Here is a 17,664-nt window from a genome sequence, read left to right as displayed (position 1 = left end):
CACGCCATGTCTCGCATCTGGCTGTTCCTTGGCGCCCTCTCCGGCCTCGTCGCCGTCGGCCTGTCCGCCTGGGCCGCGCATGGCCTGGCGCCCCGGCTCGACGCCGCCCGGGCCGGCATGGTGCAGAGCGCCCTGACCATGCAGGGCTGGCATGCCCTGGCCCTGCTGGCCACGGGGCTGCTGGCCGAGCGGCGCGAGGGGCGTCTGCCGCATTGGGCCGGCGGCTGCTTCCTGCTCGGCATGCTGGGCTTCTGCGGCGCCATCTGGTGGCTGGTGCTGCGTGGCGCCTCGCTGGGCATCGCGCCGCTCGGCGGCACCCTCCTGATGCTGGGCTGGCTGCTGCTCGCCCTGTCGGCGCTGCGGGCCCCGCGGGGATGAGCGGCATCCGGGCTGCCTATCTCGCCGCCGAGGGCTTCGAGCCGGAGCTGGAGGAGGAGCTGCGGCGGGCGGATGTCGCCATCGCCGCCTGGCACGGCCGCCTGGCGCTGACCGGGGCGGCGCCGGTGGCCTCCGCCTGGGCGCTGGATGTCTGGACCGATCCGCGCGAGATCCCCGCCCCCTCGATCAAGGCGGCGGCCGGGGCGCTGCGCGCCATCCAGCGCAACTGGTCGCTGGAGCCGGTGCTGCACCACCGCCGCGCCACGCTGATCCAGCAGGCGCTGCCGCCGGTCAAGGCGCGGCCGCTGCGCTTCCCCGAGCCGGCGCCGGCCGGGCATCTCGGCGCCTGGACCCTGCTCGCGCCCGACCGGCTGCTGGCCAGCCCGACCAAGACCAGCCCCTTCGTGAACGGCGCCGTGCGCTTCGAGGAGGATCGCGAGGGTCCGCCCTCCCGTGCCTATCTCAAGCTCTGGGAGGCGCTGACGCGGATCGGCCGCTGGCCCGGCCCGGGCGAGACCAGCCTCGACCTCGGCGCCGCGCCGGGCGGCTGGAGCTGGGCGCTGGCGCAACTCGGCGGGGCGGTGACGGCGGTGGACAAGGCGGCGATGGACCCGGCCGTGGCGGCGCTGCCCAATGTCACCATCCGCACCGAGAGCGCCTTCGGCCTGGAGCCGGAGAAGCACCCGCCGGTGGACTGGCTGTTCAGTGACATCATCTGCTACCCGGCGCGGCTGCTGGCGCTGGTGCGGCGCTGGATGGAGGCAGGGCGGGCGCGGAACTTTGTCTGCACCCTCAAGTTCCAGGGCGAGACCGACCACGACACGGCGGCGGAATTCGCCGCCATCCCCGGCGCGCAGCTTTTCCATGGCGCGCACAACAAGCACGAGCTGATGTTCTGCCGCCTGGCCGGCTGAGCGGGTTCAGCCGGGCGGCACGCCGCTCCGCCGGTAGGCGTCGAGGCAGTCGTTGCGCACCCGCGCGCCGATCACCGCCGCCCGCATGCTGAGCGCGCCGAGCCAGGGCTGGGCGGCCTCGGCGGCCTCTCCCTGCCGGATGCAGGCCAGTTCGGCCGCCCGGTCGCGGGCCGCCTGTCCGGGGCTGAGGGACGCGGCGGGGGCGGGCCGGCCACCCGGATAGAAGCGGGGCTCGTCGTCATAGGGGCCGGGCGGCGTCGGAGCGCCGCAGGCCGCCAGCAGGATCAGGAGCGCCATCCTTCGCATGCCGCCATCCTCCTCCGCCGCGATGCGGGCGGGAGGCCGGTCCATGCTATGCTGCGGGCCGGCCGCCCCGGCCCCGGCGACGGCCCCGGAGGGAGAACGCTTCTTGGACACGCCCGTTCCCGGCGGCCTGATCGTCGCCGTCATCCTGCTCGGCCTCGCCATTCTCACAGCCTTCAAGGGCATCCGCACCGTCAGCCAGGGGGAGGCCTGGACGGTGGAGCGCTTCGGCGCCTTCATCCGCGTGCTGCAACCCGGCCTGAACTTCATCATCCCCTTCATCGACGGCATCGGCCACCGGGTGAATGTGCAGGAGACGGTGCTCGATATCCCCGAGCAGGCGGTGATCACGCGGGACAACGCCAATGTCTCGGTCGATGGCGTGGTCTACTACCGCGTCATGGACCCCGAGAAGGCGGCCTATCAGGTGCAGAACCTGACCCAGGCGCTGACCGCCCTCTCCATGACCAATATCCGCGCCATCATCGGCGAGATGGATCTCGATGCCGCGCTCTCCTCGCGCGACAAGATCAACACCTATCTGCTCTCCGTGCTGGACGGCGCCACCGACCCCTGGGGCGCCAAGGTGACGCGCGTCGAGATCCGCAAGATCGAGCCGCCGGCCAATCTGGTGGCGGCGATGAACACCCAGATGACGGCCGAGCGCGAGCGCCGCGCCATGGTGGCCCGGGCCCAGGGCGAGCGCGAGGCGGCGATCGCCCGCGCCGAGGGCGACAAGGCGGCGCAGGTGCTGGAGGCGGAGGGCCGGCTGGAGGCGGCGCGGCGCGATGCCGAGGCGCGCGAGCGGCTGGCCCAGGCCGAGGCGGAGGCCACGCGCGTGGTCGCCGCGGCGGCGCGGGGCGGCGGCGAAGCGGCGTTGAACTACTTCATTGCCGAGCGCTACATCCGCGCCTTCGGGGAGCTTGCCGCCAGCCGCTCGGCCAAGCTGGTGGTGGTGCCGATGGAGGCCGCGGCGATCGCGGGCGGCATCACCGGCGCGATGGAGATGTTCCGCAACGGCGCCGCCGCGCCGCCGCCTTCCCCGCAGGGCTCCGTGCCCCAGGCCGGAGGGCGGGGCTGATGCCCTCCTGGCAGGTCTGGACCGGCCTCGGCCTGCTGGCGATGGCGGCCGAGTTGCTGCTGCCCGGCGCCTTCCTGATCTGGATCGGGGCGGCGGCGGTGGGCACCGGCCTGCTGGTGCTGCTGGCGGCGCCCGGCCCCGTCGGGTCCCTGCTGGCCTATGTCCTGCTGCTCGCCCTCGGCATCGGCCTCTCGCTGCGCTTCCTGCGCCCCCGCCGGGCGCGGCCGGACCGGGCGCTGAACACGCCGGCGGCCGGCCTGGTCGGGCGCCAGGGCGTGATGCTCACGCCGGAGCGCGTTCGCGTCGGGGATTCCGATTGGCCGGCGCAGGGCACCGGCCTCGCGGCCGGGCAGCCCGTGGCCGTGGTGGGCGTGGAGGGGATGACGCTGCTGGTGCGGCGCCACCCCGGCTGAGGCGCGTCAGGCCTCTTCCCCGTCAGGCCTCTTCCTCGAAGGTCACCGCCACATCGCCATTGGCGGAGAGCCGGACCTGGTTGCCCTCGACCTCCGCCACCAGGCCGAGGGAGATGAAGTGGTGGTGGCCCTTGTGCGAGCCCTCGCCACTGTCCTGCTTGGTGAGCTTGATGCGCTCGCCCTCGATACGGTCCACCGTGCCGACATGGACGCCATCGGCGCCGATGACCTCCATGTGTTCCCTGATCGCGCTGGCATCCGTCATGGCGGGATCTCCCTTGTGCCTGATCCGGTCAGGAGAACGCGGCGCCGCCGCCGGGGATGCAGCCGATCCGCCTCAGCTCTCGGCGTAGAGGTTGAGCCGCTCCGTCACCTGCTTCCAGTCCTCCAGATAGGCCGCCATGTAGGCCCGGAACTCCTGCGGCCCGAGATAGTCCGGCACCACGTCGATCTCGATCAGCCGGCGCTGCAGATCGGGGTCCTGCGCTGCCTTACGGAAGGAGGCGGCGAGCTTGTCCAGGATCGGCTGGGGCACGGCCGCCGGCGCCAGCAGGCCGTTGAAGGAGGCGGAGCCGAATTCCTTCGGGTAGCCCAGCTCCAGCATGGTGGGCACCTGGGGCAGGGAGGGGATGCGCCGCTCGCCGCTGCAGGCCAGGGCCTTCATGCGTCCCGCCTTGAGGTGACCGCCGACCACGCTCGGGCTGTGGAAGCCGAAGGCGATCTGCCCGTTCAGGATGTCCATCGCCATGGGCGCCTCGCCCCGGTAGGAGACATGCTCCATGCCGAGGCCGGCGGTCTGGTTGAACATCAGCCCGAAGGCGTGGCCGATCGAACCCTGGGCGTAGGAGCCGTAGCCCATCCGCTTGCCCTTCGCCCAGGCGACGAATTCCTCCAGCGTGTTGGCCGGGGTTTCCGACCGCGTCACCAGCGCCAGCGAGGTGGTGCCCAGCCGCCCGATCGGCATGAAATCCTTGATCGGGTCATAGCTCCAGCGGCGCAGCACCACGGGGGCCTGGACATGGGTGGTGATCGTGTACAGCAGGTTGTAGCCATCCGCCGGGGCGCGGGCCGCCGCCTCGGTGCCGATCATGCCGGAGGCGCCGCCGCGGTTCTCCACCACGAAGGGCTGCCCCAGATCCGCCGCCATCGCCGTGGTGGCAATGCGGCCCCAGATGTCGGTGCCGCCGCCGGCGGCATAGGGGACGATGACGCGCACGGGCCGCGAGGGATACTCCGCCGCCGATTCGGCTCTGGCCGTGGTCCAGCCGCTGGAGGCGGCGGCGGCGCCCGCCAGGCCGAAGAGAGTGGTCCTGCGCTTCATCGTCTGCTCCCCTTGCTGTTCCGCCGCCGCATTCCGGCGGCGCCCTTTCCGAGGCCGCCATCCAACACCGGATTGCCCCGGGATGGCAGGGGCCATGGCGGCCCGGGGGTTCCGTTCATGAAGTGTTCTTGACGGCGACGGCGAATCGGCCACAGAGTCCGGCCGAACGGAAAGGGAACTGACGATGCCGGAGGGCAGCATCCGCGCCACCGCCTCTCCCTTGCTGGAAGGCGCGCGCAAGGGCCGCGGGGCGACGCGGAACCCGGCGGTGCGCTTCGAGCGCCTGGCCACCGAGGCGTTCGACGACGGCTGGCAGACGCTGGAGGAAAGCTTCGCCGACCTGCCCCCGCTGGCCACCACCCTGACGCGGGACGCGGCCCGCAGCGCCATCGCCTGGAACAATTCGCCCGACATCGGCTTCGACCGCGCGGTGAACCCCTATCGCGGCTGCGAGCACGGCTGCATCTACTGCTACGCCCGGCCGAGCCATGCCTATCTCGGCCTCTCGCCCGGCCTGGATTTCGAGACGCGGCTGCTGTTCAAGCCGGAGGTGGCGGCGCTGCTGGAGAAGGAGCTGCGCCGGCCCGGCTATGTGCCGCGCCCGCTGGCGCTGGGCTCCAACACCGATCCCTACCAGCCGGTGGAGCGCCAGCTGAAGCTGACCCGCGGCGTGCTGGAGGTGCTGGAGCGCTTCGGCCATCCCGTCACCATCGTCACCAAGTCGGCCGGCGTGCTGCGCGACCTCGACATCCTGGAGCGGCTGGCGGCGCGCAACCTGGTGCGCGTCTGCCTCTCCGTCACCACGCTCGATCCTGCCCTGGCGCGCATCCTGGAGCCGCGCGCGGCGGCGCCGGGGCGGCGGCTGGAGGCGATCCGGCAACTGACCGCCGCCGGCGTGCCCACCGCCGTCCTCGCCGCGCCGATGATCCCGGCGGTGAACGACATGGAGCTGGAGCGCATCCTGGAGCGGTCGGCCGCCTCCGGTGCCACGCGCGCCGCCTATACGCTGCTGCGCCTGCCGCTGGAGATCGCCGGGCTGTTCGAGGACTGGCTGCGCGAGCACATGCCGGACCGGGCCGAGCGGGTGCTGGCCCTGGTGCGGCAGACGCGGGGCGGCCGGGTCTATGACAGCGACTTCGCCCAGCGCATGTCGGGGTCCGGACCCTATGCCGAGATGCTGGCCAACCGGTTTCGCGTCGCGTCGCGCCGCCTGGGCCTCACGGCCCGGGGCGAGGCGCGCGGCGCGCTGGATTGCGGCCAGTTCAGCCCGCCGCCGGGTCCCGGCGGCACGCCGGCCGAGGCGCGGCAGCTGGCCCTGTTCTGAGCCTCAGCGCAGATGCTCCTGCAGCCGCGGCATCAGCTCGACCAGGTTGCAGGGCCGGTGCCGGGCATCGAGCTGGAAGCGCAGGATGTCGTCCCAGCCGTCCTTCACCGCGCCGGAGGAGCCGGGCAGGGCGAAGAGATAGGTGCCGCCGGCGACGCCGCCGATGGCGCGGGACTGCATCGTCGAGGTGCCGATCTTCTGGTAGCTCAACATGCGGAACAGCTCGCCGAAGCCCTCGATCCGCTTCTCCAGCACCCGCTCGAAGGCCTCCGGCGTCACGTCGCGGCCGGTGATGCCGGTGCCGCCGGTGGTGATGCCGACATCGACCTCCGGATCGGCGATCCAGCCGCGCAGCACGGCCTCGATCGCCGGCGTGTCGTCACGGACGATCCGCCGCGAATGCAGGCGATGTCCCGCCGCCTCGATGCGCCCGGCCAGCAGGGCGCCGGAGCGGTCCTCCGCCATGTCGCGCGTGTCCGAGACGGTGAGGACCGCGATGGAGACGGGCAGGAAGCGGAGCGATTCGTCGATCGGCATGGCGGTGCCCTTTCGGCTGCGGGTCAGTCGCCGGCCAGCATCACCCGGTTGCGGCCGGCACGCTTGGCCGCGTAGAGCGCGGCATCGGCCGCCGATATCATCGCCTCGGGCTGCGCGCCACCATCGGCGCCGGCGATGCCCGCGCTGAAGCTCGCGGTGAAGCAGCCCCCGGCGGCCTCGAAGGGCGCCTCGGCGAAGCGGGCGCGGATGCCGTCGATCGCCGCCAGGGCCGCTTCCGGGCGCGTGTTCGGCAGCAGCACGGCGAACTCCTCGCCCCCGTAGCGGCCGATCACGTCCGTGCGCCGCAGCCGCTTCTGCAGGGCGCGCGAGAGGGCGCGGATCACCCGGTCTCCCACCAGGTGGCCGAAGCGGTCGTTGACGCTCTTGAAGTGGTCGAGGTCGAGGATGGCGAGGCTGAGGGGGCTGCCGTGCCGCTCGGCGCGCGCCAGTTCCAGCGCCACGCGCTCCTTGAAGCGGGCATGGTTGAGCAGGCCGGTCAGGCTGTCGGTCTCCATCACCGCGCGCAGCGCCCGCGCGCGCTCGGCCCGCATCCGCACCTGCGAGACCAGGCGGTCGAGGTCCACCGGCTTGGGGATGAAGTCGTCGCCGCCGAGGCGCCGGGCCAGCATCTGCCGCTGCTGGTCCTGCTCGGCGGAGAGGAAGAGGATCGGCAGGGAGAGGTGCCGCCGGGTCTGGCGGATCACGCGCGCCAGCTCGATGCCGTCGGTCTCCGGCATCTGCATGTCCATCAGGATCAGGTCCGGGCCGGTGGCGGCGATCGCCTCGATCACCTGCGAGGGGTCGGCCACGGTGGCGACCTGCATGCCGGCGCGGCGCAGGGCGAGGGCATAGGTCTCGGCCAGCAGGCGGTCATCGTCGACGATCAGGATCGAGAAGCCCGGATCGGAGCGGTGGCCGGCGAAGTGGTCGAGCCAGTCGGCCAGCTCGTTGACCTCGAGCGGCTTGGCCACCACGGCATCGACGCCCGCGCGGGCGGCGGCGAGGCGGGCCGGGAAGCCGATGTCGCCGGTCAGCAGCACCACCGGGCAATGCCCGGCCAGGGTCTGGCAGACCTCCAGCGGGGCCTCGAGCTCGTCATCCACCACGGCGGCGCAATGGCGCCGGCCGGGGGGGCGCTGCAGCGCCGAGGGCTCCCCCCCGACCCGCTCAATGCTGTAGCCCAGGCTGGTGATGACGGCGGAGAGCAGCGCCTGGTTGCGCGGCGTGGCGAAGAGGAAGATCGGCTCCGCCGTCTCGACGGGATGATGCGCGCCGCCCTCCGCCGCCTCCGTCATCTCGCCCTGCGGCCCCGCCTCCCAGGCGGCGCGGAGGGCGGCGATGAGCTGTTCCGCCTGGAGCAGATGGCCGGGCCGCGGGGCGGGGTCGTCGCGCAGGCCGAGCAGGATCAGCTCCAGCGGCGCGGCGGCGGCGGAGATGGCGGGGAAGCCGAAGGTTCCCCCCGAGCCGGACAGGCGATGCGCCGCGCCGGCCAGTTCGCCGAGGGCCTCCAGTAGGGTTTCCCCCGCGGCCCCCATGGACGCCTGCCCCGCCAGGAGGGAGGGGCGGACATCCTGCTCCCAGGCCCGGGCCAGTTCCTGCACCCGCTCGCCCAGGCGCTGCACGGCATCGGCGCGCAGCCGGCGCAGCGCGTCGCGCAGCTCGGCCTCGCCCGTCGGCATCTCGGAGGCCGGCATCCCGCCGGCGCGCTCAGCCATGCCGCCCCTCCCAGATCCGCCGCACCTGATCCGACAGCGTCATGGGATCGAAGGGCTTGGAGATGACGTCGAGCCCGCCGAGGTCGCGGTAGCGCCGAACCTCCTGCGGCTGCACCTTGGCGGTCATGAAGATCGCCGGCGCATCGGCCAGGCCCGGCAGCTCCCGCAGGCGCTGCAGGGTGGTCGGGCCGTCCATGCCCGGCATCATCACGTCGAGCAGCAGCAGCTGCGGCGCGAAGGCCGCGGCGCGGTCCAGAGCCTCCTGACCGGAGGCACAGGGCTCGATGGTGAAGCGGCCGAGCGCCTTCAGCGCCAGGCCGGTCACCTTCCGCACGTCCGGATCGTCCTCGACGTAGAGGATCCGCTGCAGCGCCGCCCCGCTCATGGCCGCCTGTCCGTTCGGTCATCGCCCGCCAGGGCGTGGGAAGAATCGCCCGCCGGCGCGTGGGAGGAATCGCCCGGCGCCGGGGCGGGGGAGGGGCGTTCGATCAGGTGTCGGATGGTGTCGTGCAACTCGCGGTTCCCGGTACGGCTCTTGACCAGCGTGGCGGTGACGCTGCGGCTGGCCTCGGCATCGGCGTCGCTGGCGGAGAAGATCAGCACCGGCGGCGGGTGGCGCAAGGCGCGGAGGTCCTGCATCAGCGCGAGGCCGGGACCATCCGGCAGTTCGAGGTCGATGATCACCAGGGCGAAGCCGCCCTCCCCGGCCAGCCTCGCGCGCGCCTCGGCCAGACTGCGCGCCGGCACCATCTCGGCCGCGTCGCCCATGACGGCGGAGACGACGCGGCGGATGTCCTGGTCGTCCTCGACATGCAGGATGCGGGAGCTGCCGGCCTGCATGGCGTGCCGCAGGGCGTGGCGCAGCCGGTCCTGGTCGATCGGCTTCTCCAGCCAGTCCACCACGCCCATGGCATCGCCGTGCAGCGTGTCCTGCGCCGGGCCGCCCGCCCGATCGACCGCCTGGGAGGCGACGGCGGACACCACCACGACCGGCAGGGCCCGCCCGTCCTCGCGGGCGCGCAGGCGCCGCAGCAGGGAGAAGCCATCCTCGTCCGGCAGCATGAGGTCGAGGGTCAGGGCGTCGAAGCGGTCCGCGTCCAGCGCCGCGAAGGTCTCGGCGGCGCTGTGCGCGATCCGGCTGTCCCAGCCATGGCGGTCCAGCAGCATCTGCAACAGGCGGGCGACGTCGGCGTCGTCCTCGACGATCAGCACGCGGCGGCGCTCGCCCGGCCCGCGGGCGGGGGGTGGCGCCTGTTCCGGGGCGGCGAGACGGGGGAGGGTGAAGTGGAAGCGGGTCCCGCCCCCCTCGGCATCCTCGAAGCCGATGCTGCCGGCGTGGTGCTCGACGATGGAGCGGCTGATCGACAGGCCGAGACCGGTGCCGCCCTTGCGCCGCACGTCGCTCGAATCCGCCTGGGCGAAGCGCTGGAAGATGCGCGGGCGGAATTCCCTCGGCACGCCCTTGCCGTGGTCGCGCACGCGGAAGGTGACGTTGCCGGCATCGACCAGCAGCGAGGCCTCGACCCTGCTGCCCTCCGGCGAGAACTTGGCGGCGTTGGAAAGCAGGTTGGCCAGCACCTGCTGGATGCGCTGGGCATCGGCGAAGACCATCGCGTCGGCGCCGCCGTCATCGGTCTCCTCGAGGCGGACGCGGAACTGCTCGGCATAGGCGCGGTTGGCTTCCACCGCCTGGTGCAGCAGCGCCCGGGCGGAGACGCGCTCGCGGCGGAACTCCAGGCGCCCGGCCTCGATCTTCTCGATATCCAGGATGTCGTTCACCAGCATCACGAGGCGCTCGGAGTTGCTGTGCGCGATCTCCAGCAGCTCGCGCATCTCCTCCGGCAGGTCGCCGGCCACGCCGCCCAGCACCAGGCCGAGGGAGGCGCGGATCGAGGTCAGCGGCGTGCGCAGCTCGTGGCTGACGGTGGAGACGAACTCGCTCTTCATCTCGTCCAGCCGGTGCCGCTCGGTGACGTCGCGCAGGACGCAGACGGCCCGGTCCTCGCCGCCCTCCTCGTAGTGGCCGACCGAGAGCTCGGCCGGGAAGCCGGTGCCGTCGGCGCGGTGGGCGCGCACCTCGCCCGAGCGGGCGCCATAGGCCGGCACCAGGCTGCGCATGGGGCTGCCGATGATCTCGGGCAGGCTGAGCTGGAAGGCGCGCGCGGCGGCGGCATTGGCGATCTGCACCCGGCCGTCGCGGTCCACCAGCAGGATCGGGTCCAGCGCGTGGTCGAGCACCGAGAGCAGCCGGCGGCGGCTCTCGGCCAGGGCGGCATTGACCTCGTCGCTGATGCGCTTGGCCTGGGCCAGGGCGTTGTAGCGGCCCGCGCTGCTCTGCAGGAACCGGAACAGCCCCCAGAGCGCCGCGGCGGCCAGGAGCAGCACGGTGCCGAGCAGCGCCAGGAAGAGTTGCCGGACCGCCTGCACCCTGGCCAGGTAGGCCGTGTTGTAGCCGGCCAGGAGATCGCGCTGCCGGTCGATCAGGGCCTCGGCCTGCCGCAGCAGCAGATGCCGCTCGGCGGCGCTCTCGCGCACCAGCATGGGCAGATCCAGCCCCTGGCTGCCCTGGAGACGCAGGGTGGCCCCGAGCCGCCGCCCCAGGCTCAGGGCCGAGGCGGACAGCCCCTTCGCCGCCGCATGGAAGACGTTGTCCTCGGGCAGCATCAGTAGGAGGCGGTCCACGCCGGCCTCGATCTCCTGACGTGCCCGCGCGAGGGAGGCCGCATGCTCGCCGGGCACGCCGAACAGGGCCTGGTTGCGCGAGGAGATCGCGTCATGGAAGGAGGTCCGGAGCTGTAGCAGCGCTTCGATCACCTGATGACTGTGATCGAGCGACTCGCGCTGGCCCTGGGCGTCGCGCAGCACCTCGCGGATGGTGGCGCCACCGGTCAGGAAGAGGGCCAGGAACAGCACGCCGGCGAGGGCGGCGAAGCCGATCTGGCGGGAAGAGGTGGCCATGGGACCGGGAAACCTGGCGTGCTGGACACGAAGGGCGAGGCCTTCGGGCCGCGGAATGCGACCAGGGGCAGTTGGCACAACCCTTGTCGCTCTTGCAACCAGCAAGCGATATTCTGAAACTGATAATCAATTCACGAAAAGATTTATAAGGCGTTAACCACCCTCGGTGGTGCTTCCGGGCGCGTCTTGCCGCCCGCCCCGCCAAGGCTGCCTCAGCGCGCCGCCATCCGGCCGGCACGCTGAAGCGGCGGCTGCTCGGCCAGTTCCAGCGGCGTGGCGTTGAAGCGGGGGAAGCGCCCGGCGGCCATGGCGTCCAGGCTGGGGGCGGGCAGGCCGAGGCGGCTGGCATAGATCCAGGAATAGGCCAGCACGCGCTGGACATAGACCCGCGTCTCGGTCACCGGGATCGATTCGATGAACAGGAAGGGGTCGTTCTGGTGCCGGACATTGGGGGCCCAGCGGCCGACATTGCCGGGCCCGTTGTTGTAGGCGGCGAGCATGCGGATCAGGTCGCCATCCACCACCTCGCGCGCGCCGAGGTGGTGCAGGTAGCGCTGCGCCAGCTCCATGGAGAAGGCCGGGTCGTCCAGGCGCCGGAGCCCGCCGACGCTGCGCAGGTTCGGATCGCCCAGGATGTAGCCGGCGGTGGCGGGCATGATCTGCATCAGCCCGCGCGCTCCGGCCGGCGAGACGGCGCGCGTCTCGAAGCGGGATTCCTGCAGCGCGATGCCGTAGAGCAGGGCGGGGTCCACCCGGAAGCCGCCGAGCGGCTCCAGCCGGGGCAGGGGGAAGCGGTCGTAGTCGCGCGGGCGGCCGTCGGCGGTCTGCACCAGGGCCGCCACCTGGGCGGCGAGATCGGTCAGCCCCGCCTGGCTGGCCACCGCCAGCATGGCGCGCGACAGGGCCGGGTTGCCCCGGGCGATCGGCCAGAGGCGACGGAGTTCCTGCTCCGCCCGGGCCCGCTGGTCGATCTGGAGCAGCGCCAGGGCGCGCCAGCCCGGCGCCGTCTCGGCCAGGGCGGCCCCTTCGGCGGCGCCGGCCGGCTCGCGCTCCCAGGCGAAGCCGGGCGCCAGGCCGAGGGCGCGCCGCGCCACCAGCCCGTGGAAGGTGCGCGGCTCCTGCGCCGCCTGCAGCATCCAGGGCACGTAGAGCTGCGGCCGGCGGGTTCGCACCGCGGCGCGCGCGGTCCAGAAGGCGGCGGCCGCGCGCTGGGCGGGGGTGGCGTTCTCGGCCCGCGCCGCCTGCTCGAACTGGGTCAGCGCCAGATCCGCCCGGCCCATGCCCCAGGCGGCGAGGCCGGCGACATAGGCCGGCTGCGCGAGCTGGGGCTGGCCCCGCGCGGCGGCGGCGGCGATGCGGTAGGCCTCCTCGTCCTGACCGCGATGGAAGGTGGCCAGCGCCACCTCGCTGCGCAGCAGGGCGGCATAGCTGCCACTGGCCCCGCGGCCGACGGCCTGCAGCGCGCCCTCGGCATCGCCCTCGGTGGCGCGGCCGCGCACCAGCCGGTCGAGCCGCGCGTCGCGGCTGATGTCGCGGGAGGCCGGATCGCGCTCCTCGGGCACCACCTCGGCATCGGCGGCGAGGGAATCGTCCTGCGGAATCGGCGGCTGCGGCGCGTCGCGGGGCAGGCGGCGGCTCAGCAGGGCGTGGATCGCCGTGGCATCGGGATGGTCGGCGTACTGGGCGAGCCAGCCGTGGAGATCCGGCAGCCCCGGCTCGGCGAGACCGGTCCGCAGCCAGCGGTCGGCCAGCACATGGCCCATCAGCCGGCGGTCCTCCAGCCGGGCGGCCTCCTCCAGGGCGGCCGGCATCTGGCCGGCGGCCTGCAGGGCGAAGATGCGTCTCAGCCGGGCCGCGTCAGTGGCCGCCAGAGGTTGGGGAAGCCCCGGGCGTGCCGGGCCGTCCACCATCGCCGCCGGGGTGGCATGAGTGACGCTCAGGGCCCGCTCGATGGGGGCGGTCGGTCCGGCCCCTTGCGCCATGGCCGGGACCTGAGCCCCGAGACACAGCGACGCCGCCCATCCCAGGCCGAGCGCCAGGGCGGGTGAGCGAAGGGCCATGGTGCGGATCGCGCGCATGGCCTTCCGGCGTTAACGAAATGGTGAGGTGGCGGCAAGCGCCAAGGGCGGGACGGGTCTCGCCAGCTGAGACCAGGTCGGGAAACAGCCGGGCTTTCGTCAGGAACGGCAATCACTATTCCGTGATGCCGGGCTCCGCCACCCCATCCGCCAAGGGCCCGGCGCCATCCAGCGCGCGACGCAGCATCAGCAGATCGGCCCAGGCCTCCCGCTTGGCCGCCGGGTTCCGCAGCAGATAGGCCGGATGCAGGCTGGGCAGGGCGGGCACGCCGCCCGCCTCCGGCGGCAGGTCGCGCCAGCGGCCCCGCAGGCGGGTGATGCCCTCGCGCGCGCGCAACAGCGCCTTGGCCGCCGTGCCGCCCAGCATGACCACCCGCCGCGGCCGCACCAGGGCGATGTGCCGCAGCACCACCGGCAGGAACAGCGCGATCTCGGCATCCGTCGGCGTGCGGTTGCCGGGAGGGCGCCAGGGCAGGATGTTGGTGATGTAGAAGCTCCGCTCCGGCGCCTCCGCCTGCCGGTCCAGCCCGATGCTGGCCAGCATGCGGTCGAGCAGCTGGCCGGACTGCCCGACGAAGGGCCGGCCCAGCCGGTCCTCCTCGGCCCCCGGCGCCTCGCCGATCAGCATCAGCCCCGAGGCCGGGTTGCCATCCGCGAAAACCAGGTTGGTCGCGGTGTCGCGCAGCGGCGTGTCGATCCGGCGGATGGCCTCGCGCAGCGCCTCCAGGGTGTCCGCCGCCGCCGCCAGGGCGGTGGCGCCGAGCACGGGCGGGGCCATGGGCAGCAGCGATGGCGGCGCGGGCGAGGCGGCGGGGGCGGACGGGGCACGCCGCGCCGGAGCCGGCCGGGGATCGGATGGCGGCTCGGGCGGCGGCTCGGGCGCGGCCTGCGGCGGCGGGGCGGCCAGGCGGTCGAGCGGCAGCTCGGCCAGGGCCTCGTCGGCGCCCCAGTCGCATTGCAGACGCAGGGCGGCCAGCAGCAGGGCGGCCTCGGGAAAAGCGGTGGGTGGGACGGGGCTCATCGGCACCCGCCATATCGCGCCCGCGCGGGGTTCCGCGCAACCCGCGATCGGGTTAAGGCGCTGGGCGGGAACCAAGGGAGAGTAGGACGTGAGCGAACGCGAGAGCATGGAATTCGACGTGCTGATCGTCGGCGGCGGGCCGGCCGGCCTGGCGGCGGCGATCCGCCTCAAGCAGCTCTCCCCCGAGGCCTCGGTCTGCCTGGTGGAGAAGGGCAGCGAGATCGGTGCCCACATCCTCTCCGGCGCGGTGATCGAGCCGCGGGCCCTGGACGAGCTGCTCCCCGACTGGCGCGACGACCCGCCGGAGCTGGCCACCCCGGCCGCCGACGACAGCTTCATGTTCCTGACGGAGACGAAGGCCTACAGGCTGCCGACGCCGCCGCAGATGCACAACCACGGCAACTACATCGTCAGCCTCGGCAATGTCTGCCGCTGGCTCGGCGCCAGGGCCGAGGCGATGGGCGTCGAGATCTATCCCGGCTTCGCCGCCTCCGAGACCATCGTCGAGGACGGCATCGTCCGCGGCGTGGTCGCCGGCGTCATGGGCATCACGCGCGAGGGCGAGGAGGGGCCGAACTACCAGCCGGGGATGGAGCTGCGCGCCCGCTACACCCTCTTCGCCGAGGGCTGCCGCGGCTCGCTGACCAAGAAGCTGATGGCGCAGTACGGCCTGCGCGACGGCGTGCAGCCGCAGACCTATGGCCTCGGCATCAAGGAACTCTGGGAGATCCCCTCGGCCGGCCACACGCCGGGCAAGATCTGGCACTCCGTCGGCTGGCCGCTCGCCAGCGACACCTATGGCGGCGCCTGGCTCTACATGTTCGGCGAGAACCTGGTCTCGATCGGCTTCGTCGTCGGGCTGGACTACCCGAACACCTGGCTCTCCCCCTTCGACGAGATGCAGCGCTTCAAGACCCACCCCGAGGTGCGGAAGATGCTGGAGGGCGGCAAGCGCATCGCCTATGGCGCCCGCGCGCTGAACGAGGGCGGCTTCCAGTCGATCCCGAAGCTGGTCTTCCCGGGCGGCGCGCTGATCGGCGACACGGCGGGCTTCCTCAACGTGCCGAAGATCAAGGGCACCCACACGGCCATGAAGTCCGGCATGCTGGCCGCCGAGGCGGTGGCTGCCGCCATCGCGGAGGAGGTGTCGGAGCCGGTGCTGACGGCCTATCCCGAGGCGCTGGAGAAGAGCTGGGTGTGGGAGGAGCTGCAGGCGGTGCGGAACATCCGCCCCGGCTTCGCCAAATGGGGCCTGTGGGGCGGCATGGTCAACGCCGCGCTGGAGACCTACCTCACCCGCGGCAGGTCGCCCTGGACCCTGGCGCATCACGCCGACAACAAGACGACCCGGCCGGCGGAGCAGAGCCGGAAGATCGCCTACCCCCGGCCGGACGGCAAGCTGACCTTCGACCGGCTCTCCTCCGTCTTCCTCTCCAACACCAACCATGAGGAGGACCAGCCGGCGCACCTGAAGCTCAAGGACCCGGCGAAGTGGCGGCCGGTGAACTGGGATGTCTATCGCGCGCCGGAGGCACGCTATTGCCCGGCCGCCGTCTACGAGGCGGTGGGCGCCGAGGAGGGCGAGCCGCGGCTGGTGATCAACGCGCAGAACTGCGTCCACTGCAAGACCTGCGACATCAAGGACCCGGACCAGAACATCGACTGGTGCACGCCGGAAGGCGGCGGCGGGCCGAACTACATCGGCGGCATGTGAGGCGCCGGCGGGACTTCGTGACAAAAGCTGACGGCGTGTAAGCCCCGGCCGGCCTTCTTTTCAGGCCCGGCCGAAAGGTGCCGGAAAACAAAGCTTCCAGAAGGGCTTGTGTCCGACCGGCGGGAATCGCTCGGCGGTTCCCTCCGGTCGGGCGCTGCTCTAGGCTCCGCCGCATGGTCATGTCCGCCCCCGTGCCGCGCCCCGCCGCCCGCATCCTTCTCCTGGCCGCCGCCCTGCTGGCCGCCGGCGCCGGCCCGGCCCCCGCGGCGGCGCCCCAGGCGGCCGCGACGCAGGCGCGCGGTCCGGCCGCGGGGCCGCGCGTCACCGCCGCGGGCGCCTATCTCGCGGGCCGCCTCGCCGCCGCCGAATCCGATACGGCGAATGCCGCCCTCCAGTTCCTCGAGGCCTATCGCCTGGCGCCGGACGAGCCGGAGGTGGTCAGCCGCGCCTTCCTGGCCACGGTGATGGATGGCCGCGCCGAGGCGGTGCGCCTCGCCCGCCGCCTGCCGCAGAACGAGCTGGCCGGGATCGTGCTCGCCGGGGCCGATGCCATGGCGGGGCGCTGGGAGCGCGCCGAGGCCCGGCTGCGCCAGCTGCCGCCGAACGGCGCGGCGCAGGTGCTGCAGCCGCTGCTGCTGGCCTGGGCGCAGGCGGGGCGTGGCCAGACGGACGCGGCTTTGGCCACGCTGCGGCCGCAGATCGAATCCGGCCGGCTGCGCGGCCTCGCCGCCCTGCACGCGGCGATGATCGCCGACCTCGCCAACCGTGGCGCCGAGGCCGAGCGGCTGGTGCGCCTTGCCCTGGCCGGCAGCCCCGAGGTCAATCTGCGCATGGTGCAGATCATCGCCGGGATCCTCGACCGCGCCGGCCGGAAGGAGGAGGCGGGGCGGATGCTGCAGGCCCTGGCCGAGGGCGCGGACGACCTGTCCCTGCTCGGCACGGAGGCAGCGCGGCGGGCGCTGCTGCGCGGCCGTGCCGTGGCCTCGGCGGTGGAGGGCATGGCGGAGGCCGAGCTGGCGCTGGCCGGCGCCATGCGGGGCCAGGGCGCGCCGGAGCTGACCCTGCTGCTCTCCCGCATGGCGCTGCGGCTGCGGCCCGACTTCACCCCCGCCTTGCTGGTGGCGGCCGATGCGCTGGCGGAGCAGAAGCGCCCGGAGAGCGCCCTGGCCCTGCTGCGCGGCGCGGCCGAGGACGATCCGCTGGCGCCGGTGGTGGCGCTGCGCCGGGCCACCCTGCTGGACCGGGCGGAGCAGCCGGAGGCGGCGGTGGCGGCGTTGCGGGCCCTGGCCTCGGCGCATCCGGAGTCCGTGCTGGTGCCGGCCCGGCTGGGCGACCTGCTGCGGGGCCGGGAGCGCTATGCCGAGGCGGCGGAGGCCTATTCCACCGCGCTCGCCCGCGTCGGCATGCGGCCGGCCCCGTCGCACTGGGTGCTGTTCTACGCCCGCGGCATCGCGCTGGAGCGCTCGGGCGACTGGAAGGGCGCCGAGAGCGACCTGCAGCAGGCGCTGCGCCTCGCCCCGGAACAGCCCTACGTCCTGAACTATCTCGGCTACACCTGGGTCGAGAAGGGCGAGAACCTCGCCGAGGCGCGCGCCATGCTGGAGCGCGCCGCCGCGCTGCGCCCGCAGGACGGCAACATCGCCGACAGCCTGGGCTGGGCGCTCTTCAAGCTGGGCGACCTGCCGGCCGCCACGCAGTGGATGGAGAAGGCGGTCGAGCTGGAATCGCGCAACAGCGTCATCAACGACCACCTGGGCGATGTCTACTGGGCCAGCGGGCGCCATATCGAGGCGCAGTATCAGTGGCACCGCGCCCTCACCCTGGGGCCGGAGGACGGGGAGGGGCCGCGCATCGCCGCCAAGCTGCGCGACGGCCTGCCCGACGCGGCCGCCCCGGTCGCGCGCTGA

Annotated in this window: 16 protein-coding genes; 7 read left to right on the top strand and 9 right to left on the bottom strand. The window is 73.3% G+C overall.

Annotated features, from left to right (window positions below; translation table 11 throughout):
• Nucleotides 1–6 precede the first annotated feature (6 nt).
• Entirely contained in the window at nucleotides 7–378 is a 372-nt protein-coding gene (locus tag D9598_RS16825) for a DUF423 domain-containing protein (RefSeq protein ID WP_198367693.1), read from the top strand.
• Entirely contained in the window at nucleotides 375–1,292 is a 918-nt protein-coding gene (locus D9598_RS16820; RefSeq protein WP_198367692.1) for an SAM-dependent methyltransferase, read from the top strand. Before D9598_RS16825 ends, D9598_RS16820 begins: the two co-directional genes overlap by 4 nt.
• 6 nt (nucleotides 1,293–1,298) lie before the next feature.
• Here the strand turns inward: D9598_RS16820 and D9598_RS16815 are convergent, their stop codons facing one another.
• On the bottom strand, nucleotides 1,299–1,643 hold the full coding sequence (locus tag D9598_RS16815) for a hypothetical protein (protein WP_198367691.1): 345 nt from the start codon (nucleotides 1,641–1,643) through the stop codon (nucleotides 1,299–1,301).
• Nucleotides 1,644–1,701: 58 nt separating this feature from the next.
• Here D9598_RS16815 and D9598_RS16810 point away from each other — a divergent pair, with 58 nt between their 5' ends.
• Nucleotides 1,702–2,676, top strand: coding sequence for an SPFH domain-containing protein (locus D9598_RS16810; protein ID WP_198367690.1), 975 nt, complete (start codon nucleotides 1,702–1,704; stop codon nucleotides 2,674–2,676).
• Nucleotides 2,676–3,089, top strand: a complete 414-nt coding sequence (locus tag D9598_RS16805; protein ID WP_198367689.1) for an NfeD family protein — start codon at nucleotides 2,676–2,678, stop codon at nucleotides 3,087–3,089. The genes D9598_RS16810 and D9598_RS16805 overlap by 1 nt, the downstream gene beginning before the upstream one ends.
• Before the next feature lie 22 nt (nucleotides 3,090–3,111).
• Here the strand turns inward: D9598_RS16805 and D9598_RS16800 are convergent, their stop codons facing one another.
• Both D9598_RS16800 and D9598_RS16795 read right to left on the bottom strand, forming a co-directional pair.
• Nucleotides 3,112–3,354, bottom strand: a complete 243-nt coding sequence (locus tag D9598_RS16800) for a DUF2171 domain-containing protein (RefSeq protein WP_198367688.1) — start codon at nucleotides 3,352–3,354, stop codon at nucleotides 3,112–3,114.
• Nucleotides 3,355–3,426: 72 nt separating this feature from the next.
• Nucleotides 3,427–4,410, bottom strand: a complete 984-nt coding sequence (locus tag D9598_RS16795; protein ID WP_198367687.1) for a tripartite tricarboxylate transporter substrate binding protein — start codon at nucleotides 4,408–4,410, stop codon at nucleotides 3,427–3,429.
• A 184-nt stretch (nucleotides 4,411–4,594) separates the two neighbouring features.
• Here D9598_RS16795 and D9598_RS16790 point away from each other — a divergent pair, with 184 nt between their 5' ends.
• Nucleotides 4,595–5,734 (top strand): PA0069 family radical SAM protein, encoded by a 1,140-nt coding sequence (locus D9598_RS16790; protein ID WP_198367686.1) that lies wholly within the window; start codon nucleotides 4,595–4,597, stop codon nucleotides 5,732–5,734.
• 3 nt (nucleotides 5,735–5,737) lie between these two features.
• Here D9598_RS16790 and moaB read toward each other — a convergent pair whose 3' ends face one another.
• The 6 genes from moaB to D9598_RS16760 form a co-directional block, all read right to left on the bottom strand.
• The gene (gene moaB, locus D9598_RS16785) at nucleotides 5,738–6,271 is read right to left on the bottom strand and encodes a molybdenum cofactor biosynthesis protein B (RefSeq protein WP_198367685.1); all 534 of its coding nucleotides are present in this window, start codon (nucleotides 6,269–6,271) and stop codon (nucleotides 5,738–5,740) included.
• Nucleotides 6,272–6,294: 23 nt separating this feature from the next.
• Complete coding sequence (locus D9598_RS16780; RefSeq protein ID WP_198367684.1) at nucleotides 6,295–7,986, bottom strand: diguanylate cyclase; 1,692 nt, start codon at nucleotides 7,984–7,986, stop codon at nucleotides 6,295–6,297.
• Nucleotides 7,979–8,371, bottom strand: coding sequence for a response regulator (locus tag D9598_RS16775; RefSeq protein ID WP_198367683.1), 393 nt, complete (start codon nucleotides 8,369–8,371; stop codon nucleotides 7,979–7,981). The genes D9598_RS16780 and D9598_RS16775 overlap by 8 nt, the downstream gene beginning before the upstream one ends.
• Entirely contained in the window at nucleotides 8,368–10,944 is a 2,577-nt protein-coding gene (locus D9598_RS16770) for an ATP-binding protein (protein WP_198367682.1), read from the bottom strand. Before D9598_RS16770 ends, D9598_RS16775 begins: the two co-directional genes overlap by 4 nt.
• A 212-nt stretch (nucleotides 10,945–11,156) precedes the next feature.
• Nucleotides 11,157–12,926 carry a lytic transglycosylase domain-containing protein gene (locus D9598_RS16765; protein WP_232477335.1) on the bottom strand — a complete coding sequence of 590 codons (1,770 nt, stop codon included), beginning with the start codon at nucleotides 12,924–12,926 and terminating at the stop codon, nucleotides 11,157–11,159.
• A 211-nt stretch (nucleotides 12,927–13,137) separates the two neighbouring features.
• Entirely contained in the window at nucleotides 13,138–14,043 is a 906-nt protein-coding gene (locus D9598_RS16760) for a uracil-DNA glycosylase (protein ID WP_198367680.1), read from the bottom strand.
• Nucleotides 14,044–14,131: 88 nt separating this feature from the next.
• Between D9598_RS16760 and D9598_RS16755 the strand changes: the two genes are divergently transcribed.
• Entirely contained in the window at nucleotides 14,132–15,757 is a 1,626-nt protein-coding gene (locus D9598_RS16755) for an electron transfer flavoprotein-ubiquinone oxidoreductase (RefSeq protein WP_198367679.1), read from the top strand.
• A gap of 173 nt (nucleotides 15,758–15,930) precedes the next feature.
• Nucleotides 15,931–17,664 carry a tetratricopeptide repeat protein gene (locus D9598_RS16750; RefSeq protein ID WP_232477334.1) on the top strand — a complete coding sequence of 578 codons (1,734 nt, stop codon included), beginning with the start codon at nucleotides 15,931–15,933 and terminating at the stop codon, nucleotides 17,662–17,664.

The sequence above is a fragment of the Roseomonas sp. KE0001 genome, from assembly GCF_016107285.1.
Taxonomy (GTDB): Bacteria; Pseudomonadota; Alphaproteobacteria; order Acetobacterales; family Acetobacteraceae; genus Pseudoroseomonas.
The sequence above is the reverse complement of the archived record's forward strand: the minus strand, read 5'-3'. Positions and strand labels throughout refer to the sequence as shown.

What these genes read in the sequence shown, in the direction of transcription:
- D9598_RS16825 (WP_198367693.1), top strand. Translation starts at nt 7, where the DNA reads ATGTCTCGCATCTGGCTGTTCCTTGGCGCCCTCTCCGGCCTCGTCGCC.
- D9598_RS16820 (WP_198367692.1), top strand. Translation starts at nt 375, where the DNA reads ATGAGCGGCATCCGGGCTGCCTATCTCGCCGCCGAGGGCTTCGAGCCG.
- D9598_RS16815 (WP_198367691.1), bottom strand. Translation starts at nt 1,643, where the DNA reads ATGGACCGGCCTCCCGCCCGCATCGCGGCGGAGGAGGATGGCGGCATG.
- D9598_RS16805 (WP_198367689.1), top strand. Translation starts at nt 2,676, where the DNA reads ATGCCCTCCTGGCAGGTCTGGACCGGCCTCGGCCTGCTGGCGATGGCG.
- D9598_RS16800 (WP_198367688.1), bottom strand. Translation starts at nt 3,354, where the DNA reads ATGACGGATGCCAGCGCGATCAGGGAACACATGGAGGTCATCGGCGCC.
- D9598_RS16795 (WP_198367687.1), bottom strand. Translation starts at nt 4,410, where the DNA reads ATGAAGCGCAGGACCACTCTCTTCGGCCTGGCGGGCGCCGCCGCCGCC.
- D9598_RS16790 (WP_198367686.1), top strand. Translation starts at nt 4,595, where the DNA reads ATGCCGGAGGGCAGCATCCGCGCCACCGCCTCTCCCTTGCTGGAAGGC.
- moaB (WP_198367685.1), bottom strand. Translation starts at nt 6,271, where the DNA reads ATGCCGATCGACGAATCGCTCCGCTTCCTGCCCGTCTCCATCGCGGTC.
- D9598_RS16780 (WP_198367684.1), bottom strand. Translation starts at nt 7,986, where the DNA reads ATGGCTGAGCGCGCCGGCGGGATGCCGGCCTCCGAGATGCCGACGGGC.
- D9598_RS16775 (WP_198367683.1), bottom strand. Translation starts at nt 8,371, where the DNA reads ATGAGCGGGGCGGCGCTGCAGCGGATCCTCTACGTCGAGGACGATCCG.
- D9598_RS16770 (WP_198367682.1), bottom strand. Translation starts at nt 10,944, where the DNA reads ATGGCCACCTCTTCCCGCCAGATCGGCTTCGCCGCCCTCGCCGGCGTG.
- D9598_RS16765 (WP_232477335.1), bottom strand. Translation starts at nt 12,926, where the DNA reads ATGGCGCAAGGGGCCGGACCGACCGCCCCCATCGAGCGGGCCCTGAGC.
- D9598_RS16760 (WP_198367680.1), bottom strand. Translation starts at nt 14,043, where the DNA reads ATGAGCCCCGTCCCACCCACCGCTTTTCCCGAGGCCGCCCTGCTGCTG.
- D9598_RS16750 (WP_232477334.1), top strand. Translation starts at nt 15,931, where the DNA reads ATGGTCATGTCCGCCCCCGTGCCGCGCCCCGCCGCCCGCATCCTTCTC.